This is a genomic window from Paenibacillus sp. G34, assembly GCF_056856875.1.
Window position 1 is genome coordinate 3306638 of sequence record NZ_CM166469.1, and the last position, 23997, is coordinate 3330634.

The 23997-nt window shown below is 45.1% G+C and carries 20 protein-coding genes; 13 read left to right on the top strand and 7 right to left on the bottom strand.

Features of this window, described 5'->3' with window-relative positions; translation table 11 throughout:
• The first annotated feature begins 256 nt into the window (after window positions 1-256).
• Together AC1VYS_RS14900 and uidA are read left to right on the top strand one after the other, a co-directional pair.
• Window positions 257-1609 (top strand): MFS transporter, encoded by a 1353-nt coding sequence (locus AC1VYS_RS14900; RefSeq protein WP_482910341.1) that lies wholly within the window; start codon window positions 257-259, stop codon window positions 1607-1609.
• 81 nt (window positions 1610-1690) lie between these two features.
• Window positions 1691-3478 carry a beta-glucuronidase gene (gene uidA, locus AC1VYS_RS14905; RefSeq protein WP_482910342.1) on the top strand — a complete coding sequence of 596 codons (1788 nt, stop codon included), beginning with the start codon at window positions 1691-1693 and terminating at the stop codon, window positions 3476-3478.
• A gap of 194 nt (window positions 3479-3672) precedes the next feature.
• On the opposite strand, the gene AC1VYS_RS14910 is transcribed toward uidA, so the two are convergent.
• From AC1VYS_RS14910 to AC1VYS_RS14920, 3 genes are all read right to left on the bottom strand, one after another.
• Complete coding sequence (locus AC1VYS_RS14910; protein ID WP_482910343.1) at window positions 3673-4446, bottom strand: AAA family ATPase; 774 nt, start codon at window positions 4444-4446, stop codon at window positions 3673-3675.
• An 8-nt stretch (window positions 4447-4454) separates the two neighbouring features.
• A complete protein-coding gene (locus tag AC1VYS_RS14915; RefSeq protein WP_482910344.1) occupies window positions 4455-4976 on the bottom strand; it encodes a DinB family protein in 522 nt (173 codons plus the stop codon).
• A 703-nt stretch (window positions 4977-5679) separates the two neighbouring features.
• Window positions 5680-6441, bottom strand: a complete 762-nt coding sequence (locus AC1VYS_RS14920) for a helix-turn-helix transcriptional regulator (protein ID WP_482910345.1) — start codon at window positions 6439-6441, stop codon at window positions 5680-5682.
• 54 nt (window positions 6442-6495) lie between these two features.
• Here AC1VYS_RS14920 and AC1VYS_RS14925 point away from each other — a divergent pair, with 54 nt between their 5' ends.
• Entirely contained in the window at window positions 6496-7917 is a 1422-nt protein-coding gene (locus AC1VYS_RS14925; RefSeq protein ID WP_482910346.1) for a family 43 glycosylhydrolase, read from the top strand.
• Window positions 7918-8111: 194 nt separating this feature from the next.
• Here the strand turns inward: AC1VYS_RS14925 and AC1VYS_RS14930 are convergent, their stop codons facing one another.
• Complete coding sequence (locus AC1VYS_RS14930) at window positions 8112-9026, bottom strand: AraC family transcriptional regulator (protein ID WP_482910347.1); 915 nt, start codon at window positions 9024-9026, stop codon at window positions 8112-8114.
• Window positions 9027-9425: 399 nt separating this feature from the next.
• On the opposite strand from AC1VYS_RS14930, the gene AC1VYS_RS14935 reads away from it, so the two are divergent.
• From AC1VYS_RS14935 to AC1VYS_RS14950, 4 genes are all read left to right on the top strand, one after another.
• Window positions 9426-10301 carry a fumarylacetoacetate hydrolase family protein gene (locus AC1VYS_RS14935; protein ID WP_482910348.1) on the top strand — a complete coding sequence of 292 codons (876 nt, stop codon included), beginning with the start codon at window positions 9426-9428 and terminating at the stop codon, window positions 10299-10301.
• Between the two features lie 46 nt (window positions 10302-10347).
• Window positions 10348-11814, top strand: a complete 1467-nt coding sequence (gene gucD / locus AC1VYS_RS14940; protein WP_482910349.1) for an alpha-ketoglutaric semialdehyde dehydrogenase GucD — start codon at window positions 10348-10350, stop codon at window positions 11812-11814.
• A 17-nt stretch (window positions 11815-11831) separates the two neighbouring features.
• Complete coding sequence (locus AC1VYS_RS14945) at window positions 11832-13892, top strand: YjhG/YagF family D-xylonate dehydratase (RefSeq protein WP_482910350.1); 2061 nt, start codon at window positions 11832-11834, stop codon at window positions 13890-13892.
• A 78-nt stretch (window positions 13893-13970) separates the two neighbouring features.
• Window positions 13971-15563: a glycoside hydrolase family 43 protein gene (locus tag AC1VYS_RS14950; RefSeq protein WP_482910351.1), complete on the top strand. Its 1593-nt coding sequence runs from the start codon at window positions 13971-13973 to the stop codon at window positions 15561-15563.
• A 74-nt stretch (window positions 15564-15637) separates the two neighbouring features.
• Here the strand turns inward: AC1VYS_RS14950 and AC1VYS_RS14955 are convergent, their stop codons facing one another.
• Window positions 15638-17206, bottom strand: coding sequence for an FAD-dependent monooxygenase (locus AC1VYS_RS14955; protein WP_482910352.1), 1569 nt, complete (start codon window positions 17204-17206; stop codon window positions 15638-15640).
• 121 nt (window positions 17207-17327) lie between these two features.
• Here AC1VYS_RS14955 and AC1VYS_RS14960 point away from each other — a divergent pair, with 121 nt between their 5' ends.
• Both AC1VYS_RS14960 and AC1VYS_RS14965 read left to right on the top strand, forming a co-directional pair.
• Window positions 17328-17987 (top strand): TetR/AcrR family transcriptional regulator, encoded by a 660-nt coding sequence (locus tag AC1VYS_RS14960; RefSeq protein WP_482910353.1) that lies wholly within the window; start codon window positions 17328-17330, stop codon window positions 17985-17987.
• A 46-nt stretch (window positions 17988-18033) separates the two neighbouring features.
• Window positions 18034-18387, top strand: coding sequence for an SH3 domain-containing protein (locus AC1VYS_RS14965; RefSeq protein WP_154959165.1), 354 nt, complete (start codon window positions 18034-18036; stop codon window positions 18385-18387).
• A gap of 48 nt (window positions 18388-18435) precedes the next feature.
• On the opposite strand, the gene AC1VYS_RS14970 is transcribed toward AC1VYS_RS14965, so the two are convergent.
• Window positions 18436-18999 (bottom strand): GNAT family N-acetyltransferase, encoded by a 564-nt coding sequence (locus AC1VYS_RS14970; protein WP_482910354.1) that lies wholly within the window; start codon window positions 18997-18999, stop codon window positions 18436-18438.
• Window positions 19000-19040: 41 nt separating this feature from the next.
• The gene (locus tag AC1VYS_RS14975; protein WP_482910355.1) at window positions 19041-19931 is read right to left on the bottom strand and encodes a LysR family transcriptional regulator; all 891 of its coding nucleotides are present in this window, start codon (window positions 19929-19931) and stop codon (window positions 19041-19043) included.
• 123 nt (window positions 19932-20054) lie between these two features.
• On the opposite strand from AC1VYS_RS14975, the gene AC1VYS_RS14980 reads away from it, so the two are divergent.
• From AC1VYS_RS14980 to AC1VYS_RS14995, 4 genes are all read left to right on the top strand, one after another.
• Complete coding sequence (locus tag AC1VYS_RS14980; protein ID WP_482910356.1) at window positions 20055-21221, top strand: MFS transporter; 1167 nt, start codon at window positions 20055-20057, stop codon at window positions 21219-21221.
• Window positions 21222-21249: 28 nt separating this feature from the next.
• Complete coding sequence (locus AC1VYS_RS14985; RefSeq protein ID WP_482910357.1) at window positions 21250-21669, top strand: GNAT family N-acetyltransferase; 420 nt, start codon at window positions 21250-21252, stop codon at window positions 21667-21669.
• A gap of 61 nt (window positions 21670-21730) precedes the next feature.
• Window positions 21731-22102 (top strand): DUF4180 domain-containing protein, encoded by a 372-nt coding sequence (locus tag AC1VYS_RS14990; RefSeq protein ID WP_482910358.1) that lies wholly within the window; start codon window positions 21731-21733, stop codon window positions 22100-22102.
• A 248-nt stretch (window positions 22103-22350) separates the two neighbouring features.
• Complete coding sequence (locus AC1VYS_RS14995; protein ID WP_482910359.1) at window positions 22351-23943, top strand: xylulokinase; 1593 nt, start codon at window positions 22351-22353, stop codon at window positions 23941-23943.
• The last annotated feature ends 54 nt before the right edge of the window (window positions 23944-23997 follow it).

The window sequence follows — 23997 nt, forward strand, 5'->3', positions numbered from 1 at the left end:
GTTCCAGTCTAAGAAGTGAAAAACACATGTGAATATTCCTATTTACATGTGAAACTTACCATATGAAACCCCACAAGACCGATTATAATTTGTCATGAAATCGATTTCAAGCATGGATTTAAGGGGGCTCAGCAACTCAGCCAATATAATAAACGACCTACACCCTGAATTGAGAGCGTTATCAAATGATCAGATTCATCTTGTAATAAAATTCGACAATAGGTATTCCAAATTTTGAATAAAGAGGTGGATTTTTATGCGTCCTTTCGGATATAAGGATAAATTCGGCTATTTGTTTGGCGATTTTGGAAACGATTTCTTTTTTGCATTAGTTGGCTCATTTTTGATGGTCTATTACACCGATGTATTTCATATTAACCCGGCAGCGGTCGGAGGATTATTCCTGTTAGCTCGTTTGTGGGATGCCATAGCGGATGTCTCGTGGGGGCGTTTTGTTGATACGCGTAAAGCAAGCAAACACGGTAAATTCAAACCATGGATTTATCGCATGTCATTTCCGCTTGTGATCTCCGGGGTACTCATGTTTGTTTACATTCCCGGAATGTCCGATGGATTTTATCTCGCTTACGCTTATGTTACTTATATTCTGTGGGGAACGCTTTACAGCACCGTTAACATTCCTTACGGTTCCATGGCTTCAGTCATTACTGCTGACCCTGTAGAACGAACCGTGTTGTCTACATGGAGATCGCTGGGAGCAACATTGGCACAATTATTTGTAGGCGTGGTGGGCCCGTTGCTGTTGTTTGTTAATAACGAAGCGAATGCAAGCCGTTTTTTACTGGGAGCTGTTATTTTTGGAATATTGTCCATTGCTTCTTATATGGCGTGTTATAAATTATCGATCGAACGTGTTATCCCGGATATGAACGAGAAGCCAAATACCAATTTGAGAAAAACACTATATGGACTTTTGAAAAATAGACCGCTTATCGTCTTCCTGATCGGATCGCTCATTTTCTTAATTAATTTAATGTTGCTGGGCACGGTTAATACGTATTTGTTCAAGGACTATTTCGGTAACGCGCAATTACTTAGTGTGTTCAGTCTGGTACAAGCTGCGCCTATATTTATCGGAATGCCGTTAATCAAACCGCTCGTAGCCAAGTTCGGCAAAAAAGAAGTCGCCGCTGCAGGCTTTTTACTTTCAACAATCGTTTACTTGCTGCTCTATTCCATTCCGAATCTTTCTGCTGTTCAATATATGGCGATTCTGTTCATTGGGTTGTTAGGATACGCTCTGTTCAATCTGATCAGCTGGGCGTTTATCACAGATTTGGTTGACTATCATGAACATGTTACAGGACTGCGAGAGGATGCGACGATATACTCTATCTATTCCTTTTCGCGTAAAGTCGGGCAGGCCGTTGCAGGTGGTATTGGCGGGGTAGCTATGGCGGCTGTCGGGTATAATGCTACACTGCATGTGCAAACACCACGTACACTTGAAGGCATTTATTTCTTGGCAACACTTGTTCCAGCTATAGGTCTGTTTCTCGTATTTATCTGCATTGCTTTCCTGTATCCATTAAACAAAAAACGTACAGCACAACTTGTAAGCGATATCAAGGCTAAGCGAACGAACTGATACCCGTAACCCGTTTCATAACATTACCTGACAGGAGGTAGAGGGAGAGCCTATTTTATAAAGAATGAAGGAGATGTTCATATGTTATACCCTATTTTGACCGAAACACGTAATCTAATCGATCTGAATGGAATCTGGAATTTTAAGCTGGATGCCGGAGAGGGATTTCAGGATAATTGGCAAAAGGAAAAACTTCAAGATCCGATACGCATGGCTGTCCCAGCTTCATATAACGACATCGGAGTAAGCGCCAAAATTCGTGACCATGTGGGCTGGGTCTGGTACGAGCGGGAGATCACGTTGCCAAGTGTGATAAATGAAGAGAGAGTTGTATTGCGCTTTGGATCCGTTACTCATATAGCCAAAGTGTATGTGAACGGGGAGTTTGTTGCCGAGCACAAAGGCGGCTTTTTACCTTTTGAAGCTGAAATAAACCGTTACTTGCACAAAGGGAAGAATCGCATAACCGTTGCTGTGAACAATATCGTAGACGAAACTACCTTACCCGTCGGCTCTATCATTGAGAAGAAACATTCGAACGGGCAAACAACGGTGCACAATCTGCCGAACTTTGATTTTTTCAACTATGCCGGTCTGCATCGCCCTGTAAAAATATATACAACTCCAACAACCTATATTAAGGATGTCACGATCGTAACCCAATTGGACGGACAGGTTCACTATTCCATTGATGTGGTTGGCTCTGCGTCAGTTAAAGCCGAAATTATCGATGAATCCGGCTCTTTGGTTGCAGCATCCGAAGGCGAATCAGGCACAATGATTATATCAGATGTTAGACTATGGGAGCCGCTGGATGCCTATTTATACACCTTGCGCGTAGAACTCGTAACTGAAGGGGAAACAATGGATGTTTATGAACAGCCATTCGGGATGAGAAGTGTCGAAGTGAAGGAAGGCAAGTTCCTGATTAATGATAAGCCTTTTTACTTCAAAGGGTACGGCAAACATGAGGATACGACCATTCATGGCAGAGGTTTTAATGAAGCAGCCAATGTGCTTGATTTTAATCTGATGAAATGGTCTGGAGCCAATTCCTTCCGTACCGCACACTATCCATATTCAGAAGAAGTGATGCGGCTGGCTGATCGGGAAGGATTTGTTGTGATTGATGAGGTGGCCGCGGTTGGCATGCATCTGAACATGCTGGTTGTTCATCGCGGAGGCGTACTGAAGAACACATGGGACGAGCTTGATACGTTTGAACATCATCAGGACGTCATTCGGGAACTCATTGAGCGAGACAAAAATCACCCGTGTGTGGTCATGTGGAATATCGCTAACGAGCCTGCCTCTGAAGAAAAGGGAGCCTATGAATATTTTAAACCGTTGATTGATCTAACGAGACAATTAGATCCACAGAAACGTCCGGTGACCATTGTTACTCAAATGGAATCCTCACCTGAGAAGGATCAGATTGCGGAGCTGTTGGATATTCTCACTTTTAATCGGTACTACGGCTGGTATGTGGATGGTGGGGATTTGCATGCTGCCAAGGAAAAGCTTCGCGCCGAATTCAATGGCTGGCTAAAGCGATGCCCGAACAAACCTTTTATGATGACCGAATACGGGGCAGACACGGTTGCCGGATTGCACGATGTTGAACCTGTGATGTTTACGGAGGAATACCAAGTGGAATTTTACAAAGCCAACCATGAGGTATTCGATGAATTTGAGCACTTTGTCGGTGAACAAGTATGGAACTTTGCTGATTTTGCGACCAGTCAGGGAATTATCCGTGTGCAAGGCAATAAAAAAGGCATTTTCACACGGGATCGCAAACCGAAAGCTATCGCACATGAACTGAAAAGACGCTGGACGAGTATACCTGATTTTCATTATAAGGGCTAAGAACGAAACAGGAATATGTACATGAAGCAATCCGAGTGATCAAGAAGTAATTTTAGTGATCAAGTAATTCTAGTAATCAATAGGTAAGCCAGCTAATCAATATGGTTAGCTGGCTCTTTTTTATTTAGTAGCAGTGATAAGACAAGTTGTAGGAGCAGGTCAGGAGGCAGCATCAGAATCAGTAGTTGGTGTCCTTAATCGTCTGTGTGCGCTCCTTCAAACAACTGCTGAATCATCTTATCCTTGTTATTCAGAAACTCCTTCATAATCAAGAAATGATCGGTTTCCTCCAAGGTCTGTACCTCGACGCCTTTCGGTGTCAGGTTATAGATCTGCGCATCGGGATACGCCATCAGAATAGGAGAGTGGGTAGCAATAATGAATTGTGAATTTTGCTCTACCAACTCATGAATTCGGGTAAGCATGGCCATCTGGCGAAGCGGCGATAATGCCGCCTCAGGCTCGTCCAGAACATAAAGACCATGACCACCAAACCGATGAATAAACGTGGAGAAGAACGACTCCCCATGAGATTGCTCATGCAACGATTTCCCGCCATATGAATCCTTGATGGGAGCACCATAGGAAGGCTCACGATCCAACTCATCAATGGTTGTTGCCAGATTATAATAACTTTCAGCCCTGAAAAAGAAACCGTCCTTGGGACGCCGTGTGCCTTTGACTAATTGAATATACTCATACAAGTTCGAATGCGTGGCTCGGGTAGAAAACGTAAAGTTCATCGTGCCGCCTTCGGGATTGAATCCCCATGACACGGCAATCGACTCCATTAACGTGGACTTGCCCATCCCGTTCTCACCAACAATGTACGTAACTTTGGGATGAAAATCCATCGTGTGTAGATTACGAATAATAGGCAAGTCAAAAGGATACTCATTGTAGGTCTCAATTTGATTCCGTCTAAGCTGGATTTGTCTCAAATAGGCTGGAGAGCCTTTCAATTTCACTTCACCTCTTATATCTGTACATCATAACGATCACGAAGGACTGACAAATGATGTAGCTCGTGTCCAGTAATCACATAAGCAATGGAACGAGTAGATGCCGTATTATCATTGACCTGCCCCATACGCATCCAAGCTTCCGGACTCAGGCGGCGGAGCAGTACAATGGTGGAATACCGTACCGCTGCATATTCCTCAGTCAGATCAACCACGCTATACGTTTCAAAAGGATGACCTTCCATAAGCGTGTCCTGATCATATCCTGGAAGAGAAGTCTTGTCTCCTCTGGCGATGCGTAACAAACGGCCGCTCATAATTCGCTCATTATCAATAAGGTGGCCGAATACCTCTTTAACGCTCCATTTTCCTTCACCATAGCGGTAATTGGCTTGTTCCTCTGATAATGCACGAATTGCGCTCTCCACACGTTCCGCCTGCTTTTGTAATAACTCAATGACATGTCCTTCAGGAACAAGGTTAATATATCCTTCGTAGAAAGCAGCATATTCTTCTTTATTAGGTCTTTCGTTCATATCGCATCTCCTTTAATAAGAATCATTCTTTGTTTATTTTACCATTAATCTCAAAAGAACCGAAGCCGCTCCACGCTATCTTATTCTAAGTATGTCTGATGAAGTTAAGCTCTTATAAATCAAAGGGATGAAAGGAAGAGCAAGGATCAAGAGAAACACCCTTGATTAATAGTGAATTTCAGATGTAATGTCTGTATACTATGTATCATAGACAAGATCAATTTGGAAAGGGAGGAGAACAGTATTTATAGCGACCCCTCGGTTGGCTACATTCTTGTATTTGGAACAATTTTTTTATTTATTCTGATTCACATCGGAATTCCAGCGTTTATCATCATTATGATCTATATGACTTTTCAAAAACAAAAAAAGCTTAACAGAACGAATGAACCTGGCAAGTCTAAGCCTGTCTATCGTGATACGAATGTTAAACCCTAGCTATACACCATAAATATACTGTGAGTTACTCTACATATTTTTAGAGAAAGCAGATGAATCAATATTAGAGAAACGTCCTACCTGAAGCCGCTAACTAGCGGCTTTTTTTCACAATAACTACTTTACATATGAGGATTGATCAATAACAGCTCAGGATAAGTCATTGTATCCTATAGGTCAAAACTTTAACTTTAATGATAAGAGAACGCTACCAATCTATGCAACATCCCACGAAATAGGCAGATCTCTTCCAATTGTATACATGTTAGAACTGCTGTTTGAATTGTTTAGGCGATACTCCCGTGATCTGTTTGAACTGTCGGCAAAAATGCTCTACATTCCGGTATCCGCATCTGTCAGATATCTCTGCAACCGTATAGCGGTGATGTCGGAGAAACTCTTTCGCCAAGCGAATTCGGCTATGAATGACATCATCCATGCAGGATAATCCGAAAGCTTTTTTATATATTAGTTGCAAGTACCCTGAGCTAATATTCATGGTTTTCGCCATTGTAGCAACCGTCCATGTATGACTCGGATTGTTATGAATCGCTGTCCGGAGTTTCATGAGTGGATAGTGCTGAGGGCCAATGTTTTCTTGGACACAAGATTCCAGCAGCTTGTTAAACAATGTGCGAAGCAAATAACGGATCGAGGATTCCTTGTAGCCATTCTGAAAAGAATGCTCCGCGACAAGTAACTGAAACAGCTTATGACAGTATTCGGGATCATCCAATGGAAAGGGCTTGCCCAGTGGGAGAGAAGTTTCTGTTATATACAGATCTTCACTTGCAAAACGAATCCAGTCGTTCACATATTGTTCCGTACAAGCGCGGTAGTATATTTTCTGATAGGGCTTATATAAAACAGCACAATGGGGCGGATATTCTTCCAGCTTACCGTTGACCCAGAACAGTGCTGGAGTCTGTGTAATGACTAACAACCAGCAATCATGCCCTTCGGGAATATCAAACACAAACGGGCTGTGATGGACGGCATCATACTCAACGTAAAAAATTGTATTCATTGTTCGTTCTTCACCTTTCTTATTGAACATTACTTAATTAAGGAGGCATTTTGAATGAAAAAACAAGGGTTCAATCCATATCTCCCATCATGGGAATACGTGCCTGACGGAGAGCCTTACGTGTTTAATGACAGAGTTTATGTATACGGATCACATGACCGCTTTAACGGACATGTTTTTTGCCTGAATGATTACGTATGCTGGTCGGCACCTGTCGATGACCTTGGGAATTGGCGGAATGAAGGTGTTATTTATCAAAAAACAGATGATCCACTCAACCCGGACGGCCACATGTGTCTTTATGCCCCAGATGTCACAGTGGGCCCAGACGGTCGTTATTATTTATATTATGTACTCGATAAAGTGCCGGTGGTTTCGGTGGCAGTATGTGATACACCGGCGGGCAAATATGAATTCTATGGATATGTAAAATATACAGACGGCACCAGGCTCGGCGAACGAGAAGGGGATGAGCCGCAATTCGATCCTGGCGTAATGACCGAAGGAGAAATTACTTATCTGTATACCGGTTTCTGTGCACCGGGCGACCGTTCCAGACATGGTGCAATGGCAACAGTGCTTGGCCCAGACATGCTCACTATTGTAGAGGAACCCGTATTTGTGGCACCAAGTCAACCGTATAGCGCTGGCAGCGGATATGAAGGACATGAATTTTTTGAAGCTCCTTCAATTCGCAAAAGAGGAGACCTCTACTATCTGGTGTATTCCTCGGCCGTAATGCATGAACTCTGTTATGCAACCAGTACGTCTCCAACCACAGGATTCAAGTATGGAGGCGTCATTGTGAGCAACTGTGATCTCCATATCGATACGTACAAGCCGGCCGACAAACCGATGTATTATGGCGGCAACAACCACGGCAGCATTGTTGAGATCAACACGGACTGGTACATTTTCTACCACCGACATACGAATGGAGATGCATTCAACCGACAGGGGTGTATCGAGAAAATTTCTTTTGAACCCGATGGATTTATTCCTCAAGTTGAAATGACTTCGTCTGGTTCGAATGGAGAAGCTTTGGCAGGTAGAGGCGAGTACCCCGCCTATATTGCATGCAACCTTTTTACCCAAGAAGATCAATTGTATACGGGTGGATTCGGTGCAGGTGCTTGGCTTGATAGCCGCTTTCCGAAAATAACCCAAGATGGCCGAGATGGCGACGAAGAAACCGGATATATTGCCAATATGACGGAATCCGCGACAGCTGGTTTTAAATACTTTGATTGCAGTGGCATTCAGCAAGTCACGATTAAGGTACGTGGATACTGCAATGGTAGCTTTGAGGTAAAAACCACTTGGGACGGACCCGTTTTAGGAACCATCCCGGTACACTTCACCAATGTATGGAAGACGTATTCAGTCGCAATTCACATTCCGGACGGAGAGCAGGCCTTGTATTTTACATACCAGGGAATGGGTAGCGCGAGCCTGGCTTCATTTGAACTGAATTAACCTCATTTCACTCAAGCACTCGTCACAACAAACAACATTTCCTTATTTCCTTTATTCAGAAAAATATTCTATGAAATTTCATTTTCAAAAATACCAAGCAGCCCTGGTGAAGGCACTGACCCTGGAGCTGCTTTTTCTTTTTCACATAGGATTACGCTCCATCTTAAACAGTACGTTCTTCTCCATCTTACGTATTATTTGTCTTCCATAAGATTCGCCATATCCTGCTGCGCATGCATGCGAAATTCGCTTGGCGCGATCCCTGTCCACCGTTTGAACTGACGGCTGAAATGCGCATTGGTTTTATACCCGAGCATCATCGCAATGTGATCGACGTTCAGATCCGTTTGTTTTAACAGACGCTGTGCTTCATTCAGTAACGTTTCCGATAAATATTTGCGCGGTGCCTGACCATATACTTCTCGAAAAATCCGGTTGACCTGTGATGTGCTTAAGCTTAGCGATTTTGCAATATCCTGAATCCATGTACGATTATTATCCTGAATTTCACTATGTAAATGAATATATCGTACCGAGTCCTCAATATGCTCAGCGATCTGATGGGCTATGGTCTCTTTTCTGGAAAGCGTAATGGATGCGTTCTGAGATAATTGTCCTACCAGCGAACCGAGCAGCTCAAATACGGCGGCATGCACCTTCATTTGTTTGGAGGAGGACAATGAATCGGACAAATTCTCTTTGGACAGCTCATATAAGGTAGAGAGAATAGGGGATATTGCCGATGCCAGACTTGAAGCCGCCGGATAATAGGTATCTTTGCAGCGATTGAGTTCCCGACAGAAGGACGTATCGTGTACGCTGAAGTGAACAGAAAAATAAGTAAACCCTTCCGGCCCCGCTCCTGTGCAGGAATGGGTCATCCCCGGACGAATGAAGAGAAGATCTCCCTTGGACTGCTGATGCAGCTTTCCGTTAATCACCATGTTCATCTGTCCCTCCATCATCCAGTGAATCTCATACATCGAATGTTCATGGGAGGGATACGTCCAATTTGAATCTGCTTTTCTGGCATGCAACCCCATTAATTGAAAGGATAGACGAACATCAGGCAAACGGCCTAAATACATCGTTTCTGAATGATTTGTCACAGCAAGTCCCCCCTCGTCCTGTACCATTTTTAAGATTGTTTATGTTTGAACTAACCCTTTACACAAAAATGGAGAGGACAGAAAAAACCTGAAAAAGCGAAGCTACAAGCTTTCTGTAAGAAAGCTACTTCGGAAGCATAAGCTTCGCCTTTATCACCGGATTTTCCCCTTTGAAAAAGGGAATCCAAAAAATCTGGGGATAACAGCTACTCTCCAGGTTATTCTGTCATCGGAGTGTCAGTGTAAATCAACTGGTTGTGAAACTTATAAACTCATCTTAACAGAAAATCAATGCGTGAAAAGGGTAAATCATCAGAGTGATTAGAACATCGTCATGAGACATGGCTGATGCTAATGTAGAACTATCAACCCGATAGGGGAAACAGGGGGCACGCTTACATGCGAATTATTCGATTTCTGGATGGAGAACAGAAGTGGCTGGCAGCCGTGACGGATGATGAACAAGCCTATCGTTTGCCGCAGGCCGATTTTATGACCTTGATCTACCAAGCAAGAGAGCAAGGAATTACGCCTGTTCAACTTGTTGAAAGCGCTTTTAAACCTGTAAACAAACTGACGGATGATTGGACAACCCTGCATATCGTCAATCCCATCGAAGCACCGGAAGTCTGGGCAGCAGGTGTAACGTACCAGCGAAGCAGGGAAGCACGTAATTATGAAGCAACGGATGGCAAGCTGGATGCAAATACGTTTTACGATAAGGTTTATGATGCAGAGCGTCCTGAGATTTTCTTCAAATCCACAGCTGCACGTACGATTGGACCAAATGAAGCGGTCACGCTCCGCAGTGATTCCACATGGCAAATTCCGGAGCCCGAACTTGGGCTTGTGCTTGCCGCTGATGGCAGCATTGTAGGATACATTGCGGGCAATGACATGAGTTGCCGGGATATCGAAGGGGAGAACCCGCTGTATCTGCCGCAGGCCAAAATATGGCGCAACTCTTGCTCCATCGGGCCAGCGATCCGGCTAGCGGAAACGGTGCAGAACCCGTATGACCTTAATATTGTCTGCGAAATATACCGCAATGGAGAGGTCGTTGTGAAAAGCGATGCCAGCACAAGTGATTTAAATCGTAAGCTGGATGACTTGGTTTCCTTTTTGGCAAGAGACAATGACTTGTTTGACGGAACAGTACTCCTGACAGGTACCAATATTGTACCACCGAATGATTTTACATTGGAGCCGGGCGACCGTATTGAAATATCCATCAGCGGGATCGGGACACTCATGAATCCTGTTATATCCAACTAAAGCCAATCTAAATTTCCAAACGATGTATGTAGAAAGGATGAAGAAGATGAGCGCTTTTCAGTTAGAGCAGACCTATAACAATTTTATTAATGGAGAATGGGTGAAGCCAGGGTCTGGTAAAACAGAACCGAGTATCAACCCGGCCAATCGAAATGAAGTGGTGGGGCATGTACCTTCCTCTGGCGTAGAAGACCTGAATCAAGCAGTAGCTGCTGCAAAAGCAGCCGCGAAGACTTGGCGCAAGTTAACCGGCGCTGAACGAGGCAATTATCTTTTTCAGGCAGCCAATGTACTGGAACGCAGGGCCGAAGAGGTAGCAGAAGCCATGACGAGAGAAATGGGAAAAACGTTTCCCGAAGCCAAAGGAGAGACGATGCGCGGCGTTGCCATCTTGAGGTATTACGCGGGTGAAGGCATGCGTAAAACGGGTGATGTCATTCCGTCAACGGACAGCGAAGCTTTGATGTTCACCACGCGTGTACCGCTAGGTGTGGTTGGGGTTATTGCACCGTGGAACTTTCCGGTCGCTATCCCGATCTGGAAAGCCGCACCAGCGCTGATCTACGGGAACACAGTTGTATTGAAACCTGCACAGGAAACAGCGGTTACGGCAGCCAAGGTACTAGAATGTTTTGAAGAGGCCGGGCTCCCAGCTGGAGTTCTCAATCTTGTGTGCGGCAAAGGCTCGGTAATCGGTTCGGCACTGGCGGAGCATCCCGATGTGAACGGAATTACGTTTACGGGCTCTAATGAAGTTGGTAAACGTGTCGGTGCTGCGGTACTTGCTCGAGGGGCTAAATATCAGCTTGAAATGGGCGGGAAAAATCCGGTCATTATTGCAGCGGATGCTGACTTGGATCTGGCAGTTGAGGGAACGATCAGCGGTGGTCTGAAATCGACGGGTCAGAAATGTACGGCGACCAGCCGCGTTATTATTGAACGAAAAGTATACGATGCTTTCAAAGAAAAGCTCTTGTCACAGGTTCAGGAAATTCGCTTGGCCGATGGGATGTCTGCTGGGAGCTGGATGGGGCCATGCGCTAGTGAAGGGCAGCTTAATACGGTACTGAGTTACATTCAAAAAGGGCAAGACGAAGGCGCAGTGCTGCTAACTGGAGGAAACAGACCGGACAGTCCTGAGCTTGCAGATGGATTTTATGTACAGCCAACGGTATTTGAAGGCGTCGAACCCCATATGGCGATCGCCAGGGAAGAAATATTTGGTCCAGTACTGGCCTTGATGCCTGTAGATTCCATTGAAGAAGCTATAGAACTAGCCAATGATAGTGACTACGGATTAAGTGCTTCAATCTATACGCAGAACGTTGGGTCTATGCTTTCGTTTATCCGCGATATGGACGCCGGACTTGTGAGAATCAATGCGGAAACAGCTGGTGTTGAGCTGCAGGCTCCGTTTGGCGGAATGAAAATGTCCAGCTCCCATTCCAGAGAGCAAGGACAGGCAGCTATTGAATTTTTCACCGCAATCAAAACAGTCTTCGTGAAGTCATAAACTGCGGGGAGGGTATCATGTTCGAACAGATTCGATCCATTATGGGGGAAAATTCGCCTGAGTTGAGTAGTGAAGTGTCTACATCAGGGGATAAGATAGCTGATCCGAAGGAACGGACTTCTGATCATGGACAAACGCAGTCTGATCTCTACAAGATTCAAGCCCATGCTCCTGGAGTAGAAGGACGTCTGCCTCTAACCGATGATTTACTGCGAAACGCGCCAAGTGGCGACTTGTTCGGTATGTCTCAGAATGTGGGTATGGGTTGGAAGCCTGGAGAGTTAAATGGAAAACAGTATCTGATCTTAAGTACCCAAGGCGGTATCCGGAATGAGGATGGCAGTCCGACAGCACTCGGTTATCATACGGGGCACTGGGAAGTTGGACTGCTGATGAAAGCAGCAGCAGATGAATTGTCCAGCCGCGGCGGAATCCCGTTTGCCGGTTATGTCAGCGACCCCTGCGACGGAAGATCGCAAGGAACAACCGGTATGTTCGACTCGTTACCGTATAGAAACGATGCGGCAATGGTTTTCCGCAGATTGATTCGTTCTTTGCCCACACGCAAAGGTGTGCTTGGTGTTGCAACATGTGACAAGGGACTGCCCGCCATGATGCTTGCCCTCGCAGGTATGCCACAGTTGCCAGGCGTTATTGTTCCCGGCGGTGTCACTCTTCCGCCCACAGATGGGGAAGATGCGGGCAAGATTCAGACCATTGGTGCAAGGTACTCCAATGGAGAGCTTTCTCTAGAAATGGCATCGGAGTTAGGCTGCCGCGCTTGTGCGACACCAGGTGGAGGCTGTCAGTTTCTAGGAACAGCGGCAACCGCGCAGGTTGTAGCTGAGGCACTGGGCATGACCGTTCCTCATGCTGCTCTAGCGCCGTCAGGGCAACCGATTTGGCTTGAGATGGCTCGGCAATCCTCGCGTGCGCTGATCCAAATGGAGACTCAAGGAATGAAAATGGCAGATGTTATCACTAATGCATCAATTCGCAATGCCATGGTAGTACATGCAGCTTTCGGCGGATCTACCAATCTGCTGCTACACATTCCTGCCATTGCACATGCAGCTGGCTTAATACTGCCCAATGTACAAGATTGGATTGAGGTCAATAAAAATGTTCCGAGACTCGTGAGTGCATTGCCGAATGGCCCGATCTTTTACCCAACCATTCGGGTTTTTCAGGCAGGTGGTGTACCAGAAGTCATGCTTCACCTCAGACGTCTTGGTTTATTAGATGAGAATGTGAAGACGGTTACGGGCACTTCTATCGGTCATGTACTGGATTGGTGGGAATCATCTGAGCGACGGCATGTTATGCGGAAACAATTACAAGAGGTCGATGGCATCGATCCGGACAGTGTTATTATGAGTGCGGAACACTCCCAGCGTTTGGGCATCTCCTCCACCGTGACATTTCCAACAGGTAATATCGCTCCAGAAGGCTCTGTTATTAAATCTACATCCATTGATCCAGATGTACTTGATGAGCAAGGGGTCTATCGTCATAAGGGTACTGCAAAAGTGTTTACCACCGAACGTGAAGCGATTAAGGCGATCAAAACTGGAGGAATTCTCGCTGGTGACATCATCGTTCTCCTCGGACGTGGGCCATCCGGGACGGGAATGGAGGAAACCTATCAGCTTACCTCTGCGCTTAAACATCTGTCTTTTGGAAAATATGTTTCGCTCATTACTGATGCTCGCTTCTCCGGTGTATCCACCGGTGCCTGTATTGGTCATGTTGGGCCCGAAGCGCTGGCTGGAGGTCCGATTGGCAAGCTGCGGGACGGGGATTTGATTAACATTGTCGTGGATCGGAGCACGCTCGAAGGTAGTGTTAATTTTGTCGGAGAAGCAGGACGTGAAGTTTCTCCCGAAGAAGGAGCACTCATTCTAGCACAGAGGCCCTTTCATCCGAGCATGCGTCCAGATGAAGCTCTGCCAGACGATACACGTTTATGGGCAGCACTACAATCGGTCAGTGGAGGCACCTGGAGAGGGAATGTATACGATGTAGACCGCATCATATCTGCGCTTGAGGCTGGCAAAAAAGCGCTTGGATGGCACTGAAACGAACGCATTCTTGCTTGTTAAGTCTACAGGCTCGTTTTGATTCAGATATCACTTTTTACCGGAGGTTGCTGTTAAATGAATTCGATCACTAACTTGATCACCAATCCCATTCTTAGCGGTTTCCATCCCGATCCTTCCATATGCCGGGCAGGAGAAGATTATTATATTGCTACATCCACCTTCGAATGGTTTCCGGGTGTACGCATTCACCACTCCAGAGATTTGGTTCACTGGCGTGCGTTACCTTCACCATTGACTCGAATATCCCAGTTAAACATGGAGGGCAATATTAACTCTGGAGGCGTATGGGCGCCTTGTCTAAGCTATGATCACGGTGTATTTTATCTGATATTTACCGATGTGAAGAGCAGGGTAGGTGCTTTTAAAGACACTCACAATTATCTTGTAACCACAACTGATATTGAAGGCCCGTGGTCCGAACCAATCTATCTGAATAGCAGCGGCTTCGATCCTTCTCTGTTTCATGATGATGATGGACGTAAGTGGCTGGTGAACATGATTTGGGATCACCGTAAGGGCAAAAACCGCTTTGCAGGTATTGTACTTCAGGAATATTCGCTTCAGGAGCAAAAACTGGTCGGAACTGCCGTCAACATATTTAAGGGTACGGAACTGGGACTGACGGAGGCGCCACATCTGTATAAAAACAACGGTTATTATTACTTGGTCACTGCTGAAGGTGGAACTGGTTATGAGCATGCAGTGACGGTTGCCCGTTCACGTAAATTACAAGGCCCGTATGAAGTTGATCCGAGCAATCCGATGCTCACATCACACGGAAGAAGGGATTTACCACTGCAAAAGGCAGGTCATGGAAGTCTCGTAGATACCCACACGGGCGAATGGTATATGGCACATCTGGTGGGTAGACCTGTTCAGGAGAAACACTGTATCCTTGGACGTGAAACGGCTCTGCAGCATTGCATCTGGAGTGAAGACGGGTGGCTGAGGCTCGCCAGCGGAGATCGATATCCAGAGCTTCAGGTGAAGGCCCCAAAAATTAAATTGCAACCGTTTGAACTACCCGATGAGACGGATCACTTTGATCAAGCGGAGCTTCGCAACGACTGGAACACCCTTCGTATCCCACCTGACGCAACTTGGCTTACACTGACAGAACGTCCTGGCTATTTACGTTTGTATGGGATGGAATCGATGAGTTCAACCCATAGACAAAGCATGGTTGCTCGCAGACTGCAAGATTTTGAGTGTGAAGCCGAAACGTGCCTGGAATTCGCACCGGATCATCCACAGCAGATGGCAGGACTGATTCTTTATTACGATACGCAGGACTATCTCTACCTTAGAGTAACGGTTCATGAAGAAAAGGGACTGTGTCTTGGCATCATCCAGTCTAAGAACGGGGTGTATGATGAGCTTTTGGAGGAAGATATTCCGCTACAGACAGGTGATCCAATTCGTTTAAAAGTAGTCTTCCATCATGATCGTGCTTGCTTTTACTATGCGTTAGAAGAGCGCGAAGCATCATGGACTCAGGTCGGTGAGTGGACGGATATTACGCATCTATGCGATGAATCCCCGGAATACATCCGGTTCACGGGAACCTATATCGGTCTTTGTGTTCAGGATCTCGGCGGAACTCGTAAACATGCTGACTTTGATTATTTTCGTTATTCCACATCATAGATAATGAAGAAGATGGCTCCTGTTTTCACGGGGGCCATCTTTAGGTTGAGCGATAGAAGCTTCCAACGGATAACCTAGTTCGCGTGATACATAGAGTTCAGGTATTGTAGAATTTGTGCGCTGTCCTCAATGGAGTTGCGTAATGCGATGTATCCGTCGGGACGAATCAATATAAGCGTTTCACTTGTAACATCGTACATCTGATAGGCATTACCTGCAGTGTCAATGATGCATTCTTCCCCTTCGACATGTGATGGCACAATGCAGTGCGTATGGAGTTCAACAAAAGTGAAGTCCTTTAGAGAAAGGTGATCTATACGGTTTACAAAAGCTAAAAGAGTCCAGTGTGGGCCGCGCATCAGGTCAAAGACATCTCCTGTGAACTCAGCACCTTGCAGTCCCTCGGCATTAGGAGCACGATCTCCAGGCATAGAACGGGTAACATTGGCTTGAAGAGTTGGGCGGGTAAGAGAACTTAAGCGATAAGAAATAAGAAGCCCGCTCGTTAGATCATCCGATACGGTGCTTAAGGATTGGGATAATGCTCCACGTTCAGTCGCTGTCCCTAAAATCACTCCCATTTTTTTGGTGCTATCCTCAAGCACCGCTTGAGCTACGGGGCGACGTTCTTCATCATAGGTGTCAAGCAGGGTGGTGTTTGCTCCGCGTATGACGGATTCCAGTTTCCATCCTAGGTTGTAGGCATCCTGCATCCCGGTATTCATGCCTTGCCCTCCGGCTGGCGAGTGAACATGCGCGGCGTCTCCGGCAAGAAAAACCCGACCGTTGCGGTAAGATTCAACCATTCGCACGTTGATCCGATAGATCGATAGCCAAGAGGCATCCATAAGCCGAACATGCCCAGCACCTGCCCGACGGTTAATCATATCCTGATACACTTCTAACGACGGATTTTCCGGTTCCTTAATCTCTGACGAAATGGTAGCTTGCAGTTGCCAAATGTCGGATTTCGGTAATGGCGTTACTCCAATCATCCCCTCCGGAGAAGTCCAGATATGGATATGATCACGATCCAGTCCTGTCAAACGCACATCGCCAAGATACCAGCGTTCATGATCGTGTGTATTCCCAACCAACGGATGATGGATAAACTTGCGAATACTACTTTTACCACCATCGGCGCCAACGACATAACGGGCATGAATTTGCTCTTTTCCTTCTGGTGTACTCACCGTTACCTGCACACCCTCCAAGTCTTGAACAAGTCCTACAGCTTCCATATCCAACTCCACTTTACCGCCAAACATCTCATATCGGTCACGTAACGCCTTTTCCACATCAAATTGAGCAATCCAGACCGGATCTGGATAGGGTGAACCCAGTTCAGCGCTAGCTGGAACGGTAATAGAGGGCTTAACCATACTTCTGCCATCCTCGTTATAATAGCGGACAGGTAAATCTACGACACCGGTGTCCATAATGTAACGAACGGCTTCCAAATCATCAACGACTTCAAGCGAACGAGGCTGAATTCCTTTGGCACGGGACGCTACGTTATACGAGGTGCTTCGTTCGATAATCCGATGGTTTACGTTTCGACGCGCAAGGTCACAGGCGAGTGTCAGTCCTGTAGGCCCAGCCCCAACAATAAGAACATCAACAAAAGACTGCGGCTTGTTCATAAATGAATTCCTCCTTGATCATGGATTTGGATAGGTCACAATAAATAAACTACACCGTGCAGTGTAATTTGTAAAGAGGAACTCATTTTTGATAGTATAGTCATGGGGGGGAAGCTTAAAGATGAATACTACGGAAATCAAAAAAGTCCGCAAAGGCTCTTCTGACAAAAGAGCGAAAATTATTGCGGCGGCACGAGACTTGTTTCTCTTAGATGGGTTTGATCGTTCCAGCGTCGATGCGGTCGCAGCTAAAGCAGGTGTTTCGAAAAGAACAGTTTATGATTATTACGGTGACAAACAGAACTTACTGCTTGCGGTTGTAGAAGAGACCAGTGGGGCAGTTTTGGACATGATTAAACAAGGGATATCAGACTACCTTTCGGAATTCGAGGATTTGGAGCAGGCTCTTATTTTATTCTGTGAACAATTCGTGGCTTCTGCGAATGGTTCTTCTGATTACAGTGCTTTGATCCGTCTGGTTACGATGGAAGAAGCCAACCTACCTATCTCTTTTTTAGAAAAGTTAGACAATGCAACGGAAGAGGGGCTGATCAAGAGGTTTACTGAATTCGGAGAAAACGGACTGCTTATCGTTCCCGATCCTGAACTGGCGACAAAGCATTTCGCCGCATTAACGTTTTTGATGGTATTTAATCAACCGAAAAAAATTGGGGATTTTCACGATGAACAAACCAAACGAATCATCTCTGAAGGGGTACGTGTCTTCCTACGTGCCTATGGACAACGTACCATTGATCAAAAAAATGAAGAGTTGCCCTGATGGTTGGTTTCACTTTATAAAGAAATACATTCTGGAGGGAGTACATATGAAGCAATACAAAGTGATTCACCCGCATCAGTCGAATTATCCAGACCCTATTGTGCTTGTTAAGGGAGATATTGTTCATTACGGAGAGGAAGATACTGAATTTCCGAACTGGATTTTTTGTGAATCTATCGAATCTAAAAAGCGTGGTTGGGTGCCTAAGCAAATACTGAGTACACCGAATGAAGAACAAATGGCAAAAGTACAAGAAGATTACTCTGCCCTCGAATTGAACGTGATACCTGGTACTATTGTGCAGAAAGAGCGTGAGTTGAACGAATGGAGCTTTGTGCACACAACTGAAGGGGAGAAGGGCTGGGTGCCCAACAAAGTCATCACACCATTAGAACAATGACACGTTGGGCTCTAAGTCATATTGCAACAACCCATTTCTTCACACAGATTATTGGCGCTTGTTCAACCACTCCGATTGCAAAATCGCGTATTGATACTCATCGACCCAATGACCCTTGGACATGTAATTTTCGAGCAGATGACCTTCGCGTCTCAAGCCTAAACGTTCCAGAACGTGAATAGACTTTGTGTTTCGCACATCGGAAAAAGCAATCAATTTATGTTTGTTCAGTGTACCGAAAACATAGTCAATCAGGGCACAAAGTGCTTCGTGCATATATCCCTTCCCTTGATGCTCAGGGGCGAGAGTAAATCCAAGCTCGACAATTTGAGGTTCGGCTCCAAGGGTATGAAGCGCACAATCCCCGATGATCTGATCAGATCCAGCTAAAGCAACCGCGTATTGAAACCACGTCCCTGGCTGATCAGGGGAAGATTCTAATTGACGGCTGACAAATGATTCTGCATCTTGAATCGTATAATTTTCCCACGATTGAAAACGAGCAATATCGGGATTCGAGCGGTATTGATAGAAGGACTGCACATCTTGCATGCCGAACTTTCGAATCACGAGACGCTCCGAAACGGCAAATACTTCGTTCGATTTTTTCATTTTAAAGACCTCATTAATTTTCTTTGGATTTTCACTATTCACTAGTTCGTTTTCGATTTGAAAAATTCAATCAGCCACTCCGCTAGCTGGTGTTGCGCTTTGCTAATGAATCGATCTGCATAGTAAGTCAGCTCCATATGCCGAACAGGTGCAGGCCCTACGATGGGGATCGTTATGATATCTTCCCAGCCGGAATGCTGTTTTAACAGTTCTCTCGGCTGGATTGTCGCACCAATGCCAGCAGCTACCAGCTGCAACAGGGAGGATGCAGAACCTGCTTCCATCACCGTCGTTAACTCCAGGCCTTGCTCCCGGAAAACTTCATCCACCAAATCTCTGCCAATATACCCTTTGGGATACATGACAAGCGCGAGCCGCGTCAATTCGTCCAAGGTTATTTCGTGTTTTTTCGCAAGATCACTAGAAGCATGAACAAACAGTTCATAAGGCTCACTTCCCAGTGGAATCTGCACGAGGCGTCTGTCCTTTGGACCTCGAAGCCCAATGCCAAGGTCCACTTTGTGTGTGAGTACTTCGTCTCGAACGAAAATGGTTGAAAAAGCCTGCAGCTTCGTATGAGGGTACTGGGTCTTGAATTCAACAAACAGCGGAACAAGTTGAAAATCAAGATCAGAGGGTAACACAGCAAGCCGGACCGTTCCACGCTTCTCCGATACAAGTTCTTGAATCGCACTTTTTGCATCCATTTCAGCCTGAATCATTTTCATTCCGTATTGATGAAGCAGCCTTCCAGCCTCGGTTGCAACTACTTTTTTGCCAATTCGATCGAAAAGAGGCATACCAACTTCAGCCTCTAGCAGACGGATCTGTTGACTCAATGTTGGCTGTGAAATTCCGAGAATTTCTGCGGCCTTTGTGAAGTGAAGATGCTCAAAGACGGCCATAAAATACGTTATATTTCGAGTATCCATCTTTTTCTCCTCGTTTAATCATAGTATTATACTATCATAATAATACGAATTATTGGATTGATCAATGGATAGGGCGGACGTATACTCAAAGGGACTTCAAGAAGAACCAGGAGGAAAAGAACGGTGAAAAAAACATTATATTTATTCGCTCTATTTATTGCGGCATTGAACCTGCGACCCATCATTACTTCCGTGGCATCCATGATGAGCATGATTCAAACCGAGTTAGGTATAAGCGCATTAACAGCAAGCCTTCTGACTACACTGCCTGTCCTGTGTATGGGATTATTTGCTCCCGTCGCCACAACGTTAAGTCAGCGGCTCGGTTTGGAGCGAACTATTTTTATCTCGCTTCTGCTCATCACACTCGCCACTGCACTACGCAGTGTAGATCAATCTATTACCTTACTAATTGCTACGGCCTTAGTCGGAGGGATCGGCATCAGCTTTGCTGGACCGCTACTGTCAAGTTTTATTAAAAAGTATTTCCCGGCAAGCCCAGGCATAGTGAGTATTTACTCCGTATCGATGACGATTGGGGCAGCATTGGCATCCGGATTAACCATTCCAATTTATAATCAAAATCAACACAATCTTTCACTAGCCTTGTCCTGCTGGGCCGCTTTTGGCTTCATTGCTGTGATCTTCTGGACCTTACTCATTCGAAAAAACAAACCCTCCAGTAGCAGATCACAACGCGTTAAACTGCCTCTGGGCAATAAACAAGCGATTCAATTCACGTTGTTTTTTGGCCTCATGGCCAGTATGTTCTATAGTTTGACAGCTTGGATTTCGCCAATCGCTCTTAGCTTTGGATACAGTGTACCAAACGCGGCGCTGCTTCTGACCGTGTTCACATTAATTCAAGTTCCTGTCGCATTACTGATTCCGAACCTTGTAAACCGTTCAGGCAAGATCAAACTATGGCTTGTCTTGTGTAGTGTTTCTGAACTCATCGGTTTAGTGTTACTCTTGTCTCCTGTACCCATGCTTCCAGCCGTGATTTTTCTCGGTATCGGGGCTGGTGGATTGTTTCCGCTAGCATTGATGCTACCCATTATGGCAACAAATACGGCCGAGGAAGCAGGATCGTGGTCAGCGATGTCACAGATGGGAGGTTATATCATGGGAGCCTTCGGTCCACTTGTTATTGGATGGATCTTTGATCTCAGCGGACGGTTTAACGTATCCATTATTGCCATGCTGGTCATTGTAATGCTAATGATTAGTGTACAGTTATCCATGAATATGGGTAGAAAAGCTGTTGAAGCTTCTAAGAGAAATAATTGATAAGACAGACGAAAAGGGGATTGATCGAATGATCATTCGAGAAGCGAGAACTTCAGATTATGTACAATTGAGAGAAATTTATTTACATTCCCGGCGGGAGAGCTTTCACTGGGCTAATGCCGATGAGATGACTCTCGAAGATTTTGACCGGGATACGTTGGAAGAAGAGATTCTTGTGGCGGAATCAGGTGATCAAATCCTTGGATTTGCGTCACTATATGTGCCTGACCGTTTTGTGCATAATTTGTTCGTACACCCGAAGGCGGCCGGGAAAGGCGCAGGTAAACAGCTACTCCAGCAATCGATAGCCAGATTGGGGACACCCGTCACGTTAAAGTGTGTTTCAGACAATCATAAGGCGCTATCGTTCTATAGAAAGCAGGGCTGGAAGACTGTTGTCGAAGAGGGTGAACCAGGAGCGAGATACTGGGTGCTTGTATATGAATAGGCCCTAAAGAATACTTTGATGATTTTTGATACTTAATCACAGAGATGAGGGAGGATCAAACATGAACATTCAACAAATAAACAAAAACGGAGTATCCATCGCTTACGTCACAAATAAGGAAGTACTAATCTCGGATGTGCAGTCGGCCTTGGACTTAATGGCAACCGTTAGATATGAAGTGGACTGTAACCTAATCATCGTTAATAAATCGGAAGTTAGTGAAGCATTCTTTGATTTGAAAACACGTCTGGCTGGTGAAGTACTGCAAAAATTCATTAATTATCAGACCAAAATTGCGATTATTGGGGATTACTCAGGCTATACCAGCAAAAGTCTGAAAGACTTTATCTACGAGAGTAATAATGGTAATGATATATTCTTTGTGTCAGACGAACATCAGGCTGTTGAGAAATTAAGCGGCTTTAAAGCATAAAGTGAATAGATCGCTAGTGTAGCTAATATAGAACATCAGAGTGCTCCATAAATTAAAAACAATCGAATTTTATGAGACATTTCTTATTTTCATTTGCCTAAAATGCTGCTTTCTATCCATTTTAGGCAGGTGAGAACTAGGGATGTCTTTTTCTTCTCATTGGCAGCACTTAGTTTATCCAATATACAAAGTGTTGTAAACATGTTATTATCACACCAAGTTCAAGTAAAAGGTGGTGCAGAGCCATAATGGATCAATATCTCAAACGAGCGATTGTCAGCGGAGAAACGTCGCTTGGCATTGAATTTGGATCAACCCGAATCAAGGCTGTTCTGATCAATAAGAAATTTGAAATCATTGCTTCCAGCAGCTACGAATGGGAAAATCAATGGAACAATCCATACTGGACCTATGACTCCCATAAGATGGTTCAGGGGTTGCAAGAAGTATATGCTGTACTAAAGCAACAGGTTACGATGGATTATGGAGTAACGCTGAGCAGTATAGGCTCCATCGGACTATCCGGCATGATGCAGGGTTATCTTGTTTTGGACAGCATGGGAAAACTGTTAGTTCCATTTCGTACTTGGCGTAATATCACAACGACTACCGCAGCAGCATTTTTAACCAGTGAATTCCAATATAAAATTCCGGAGCGCTGGAGTATTGCACATCTGTACCAAGCCATCTTAAACGATGAAGAACATGTAAGGAACATTAAATATATGACAACGTTGTCGGGTTACATGCACTTTCTTCTAACAGGCAATAAAGCGCTCGGTGTGGGGGATGCTTCGGGCATGTTCCCGATCGATAGGGTGACAAGGGGATACAATGAAGAGATGATTGAGCAGTTTAACCAATTGATTATCGACAAAGATTACCCATGGAAACTGGAAGATCTTTTACCTTCTGTATACTCGGCTGGTGAACATGCAGGTTTTCTTCATGAAGCTGGTGCACGTCTCATCGATCCGTCTGGCAATCTAAAAGCCGGTATTCCGTTCTGCCTTCCGGAAGGGGATGCCGGAACAGGCATGGTGGCTACGAATAGTATCCATACACGTAGCGGCAGTCTATCCGCAGGAACATCTATTTTTGCTATGATTGTTCTGGATAAAGATATAGGGGGGTATCCCGAGATTGACATAGTGACTACACCGGATGGAAGTCCTGTGGGTATGGTTCTTGCCAACAATTGCACTAGTGATATCAATGCATGGATCAGAATCTTTCATGAATTTTATGAAGCATTGGGATATAAACCTGATGCCAGTCACTTGTTCCATGTTCTGTTTAATAAAGCGCTCGAAGCAGACCCGGATGGTGGCGGTTTACTGAGTTATGGTTACTACTCGGGAGAGAAGATTACGGGCATAAGCCAAGGACGTCCGTTATTTGTTCGTTCACCAGAGAGCCGTTTCACACTCGCTAATTTTATGAGGACACATCTATACAGTGCGTTTGGCACATTAAGGCTCGGAATGGACATTTTAACGCAGAAGGAGAATGTACAGATTGACCAGATCTTAGCACATGGCGGGTTATTCAAGACACCCATAGTTGGCCAGAAAATATGTGCAGCTGCACTTAACGTTCCCGTATCTGTCATGCCGACTGCTGGTGAGGGCGGTGCATGGGGGATAGCCGTATTGGCTTACTATATGGTTTGTAAGGAGAAAAACGAAAGTTTAACAGACTTCCTCCATATGAAAGTATTCAAAGACGTCGAAGCACTGAAGATTGATCCAGACATTTCTGATGTGAATGGGTTTAACCAATTTATGGAACGATACACGAAAGGAATAGCAATTGAGCAAGCAGCCGCCGATCATTTATAGAAATCTGGCAGGAATGGATTCAATCCATCACGAACATTTTCATTTTAAGGATGA

Excerpts from the sequence above, each read along its gene's own strand:
- AC1VYS_RS14955 (WP_482910352.1), bottom strand. The coding sequence starts at position 17,206 with ATGAACAAGCCGCAGTCTTTTGTTGATGTTCTTATTGTTGGGGCTGGG.
- AC1VYS_RS14950 (WP_482910351.1), top strand. The coding sequence starts at position 13,971 with ATGAATTCGATCACTAACTTGATCACCAATCCCATTCTTAGCGGTTTC.
- AC1VYS_RS14935 (WP_482910348.1), top strand. The coding sequence starts at position 9,426 with ATGCGAATTATTCGATTTCTGGATGGAGAACAGAAGTGGCTGGCAGCC.
- AC1VYS_RS14965 (WP_154959165.1), top strand. The coding sequence starts at position 18,034 with ATGAAGCAATACAAAGTGATTCACCCGCATCAGTCGAATTATCCAGAC.
- uidA (WP_482910342.1), top strand. The coding sequence starts at position 1,691 with ATGTTATACCCTATTTTGACCGAAACACGTAATCTAATCGATCTGAAT.
- AC1VYS_RS14970 (WP_482910354.1), bottom strand. The coding sequence starts at position 18,999 with ATGAAAAAATCGAACGAAGTATTTGCCGTTTCGGAGCGTCTCGTGATT.
- AC1VYS_RS14900 (WP_482910341.1), top strand. The coding sequence starts at position 257 with ATGCGTCCTTTCGGATATAAGGATAAATTCGGCTATTTGTTTGGCGAT.
- gucD (WP_482910349.1), top strand. The coding sequence starts at position 10,348 with ATGAGCGCTTTTCAGTTAGAGCAGACCTATAACAATTTTATTAATGGA.
- AC1VYS_RS14990 (WP_482910358.1), top strand. The coding sequence starts at position 21,731 with ATGAACATTCAACAAATAAACAAAAACGGAGTATCCATCGCTTACGTC.
- AC1VYS_RS14960 (WP_482910353.1), top strand. The coding sequence starts at position 17,328 with ATGAATACTACGGAAATCAAAAAAGTCCGCAAAGGCTCTTCTGACAAA.
- AC1VYS_RS14915 (WP_482910344.1), bottom strand. The coding sequence starts at position 4,976 with ATGAACGAAAGACCTAATAAAGAAGAATATGCTGCTTTCTACGAAGGA.
- AC1VYS_RS14995 (WP_482910359.1), top strand. The coding sequence starts at position 22,351 with ATGGATCAATATCTCAAACGAGCGATTGTCAGCGGAGAAACGTCGCTT.
- AC1VYS_RS14985 (WP_482910357.1), top strand. The coding sequence starts at position 21,250 with ATGATCATTCGAGAAGCGAGAACTTCAGATTATGTACAATTGAGAGAA.
- AC1VYS_RS14920 (WP_482910345.1), bottom strand. The coding sequence starts at position 6,441 with ATGAATACAATTTTTTACGTTGAGTATGATGCCGTCCATCACAGCCCG.
- AC1VYS_RS14945 (WP_482910350.1), top strand. The coding sequence starts at position 11,832 with ATGTTCGAACAGATTCGATCCATTATGGGGGAAAATTCGCCTGAGTTG.
- AC1VYS_RS14975 (WP_482910355.1), bottom strand. The coding sequence starts at position 19,931 with ATGGATACTCGAAATATAACGTATTTTATGGCCGTCTTTGAGCATCTT.
- AC1VYS_RS14925 (WP_482910346.1), top strand. The coding sequence starts at position 6,496 with ATGAAAAAACAAGGGTTCAATCCATATCTCCCATCATGGGAATACGTG.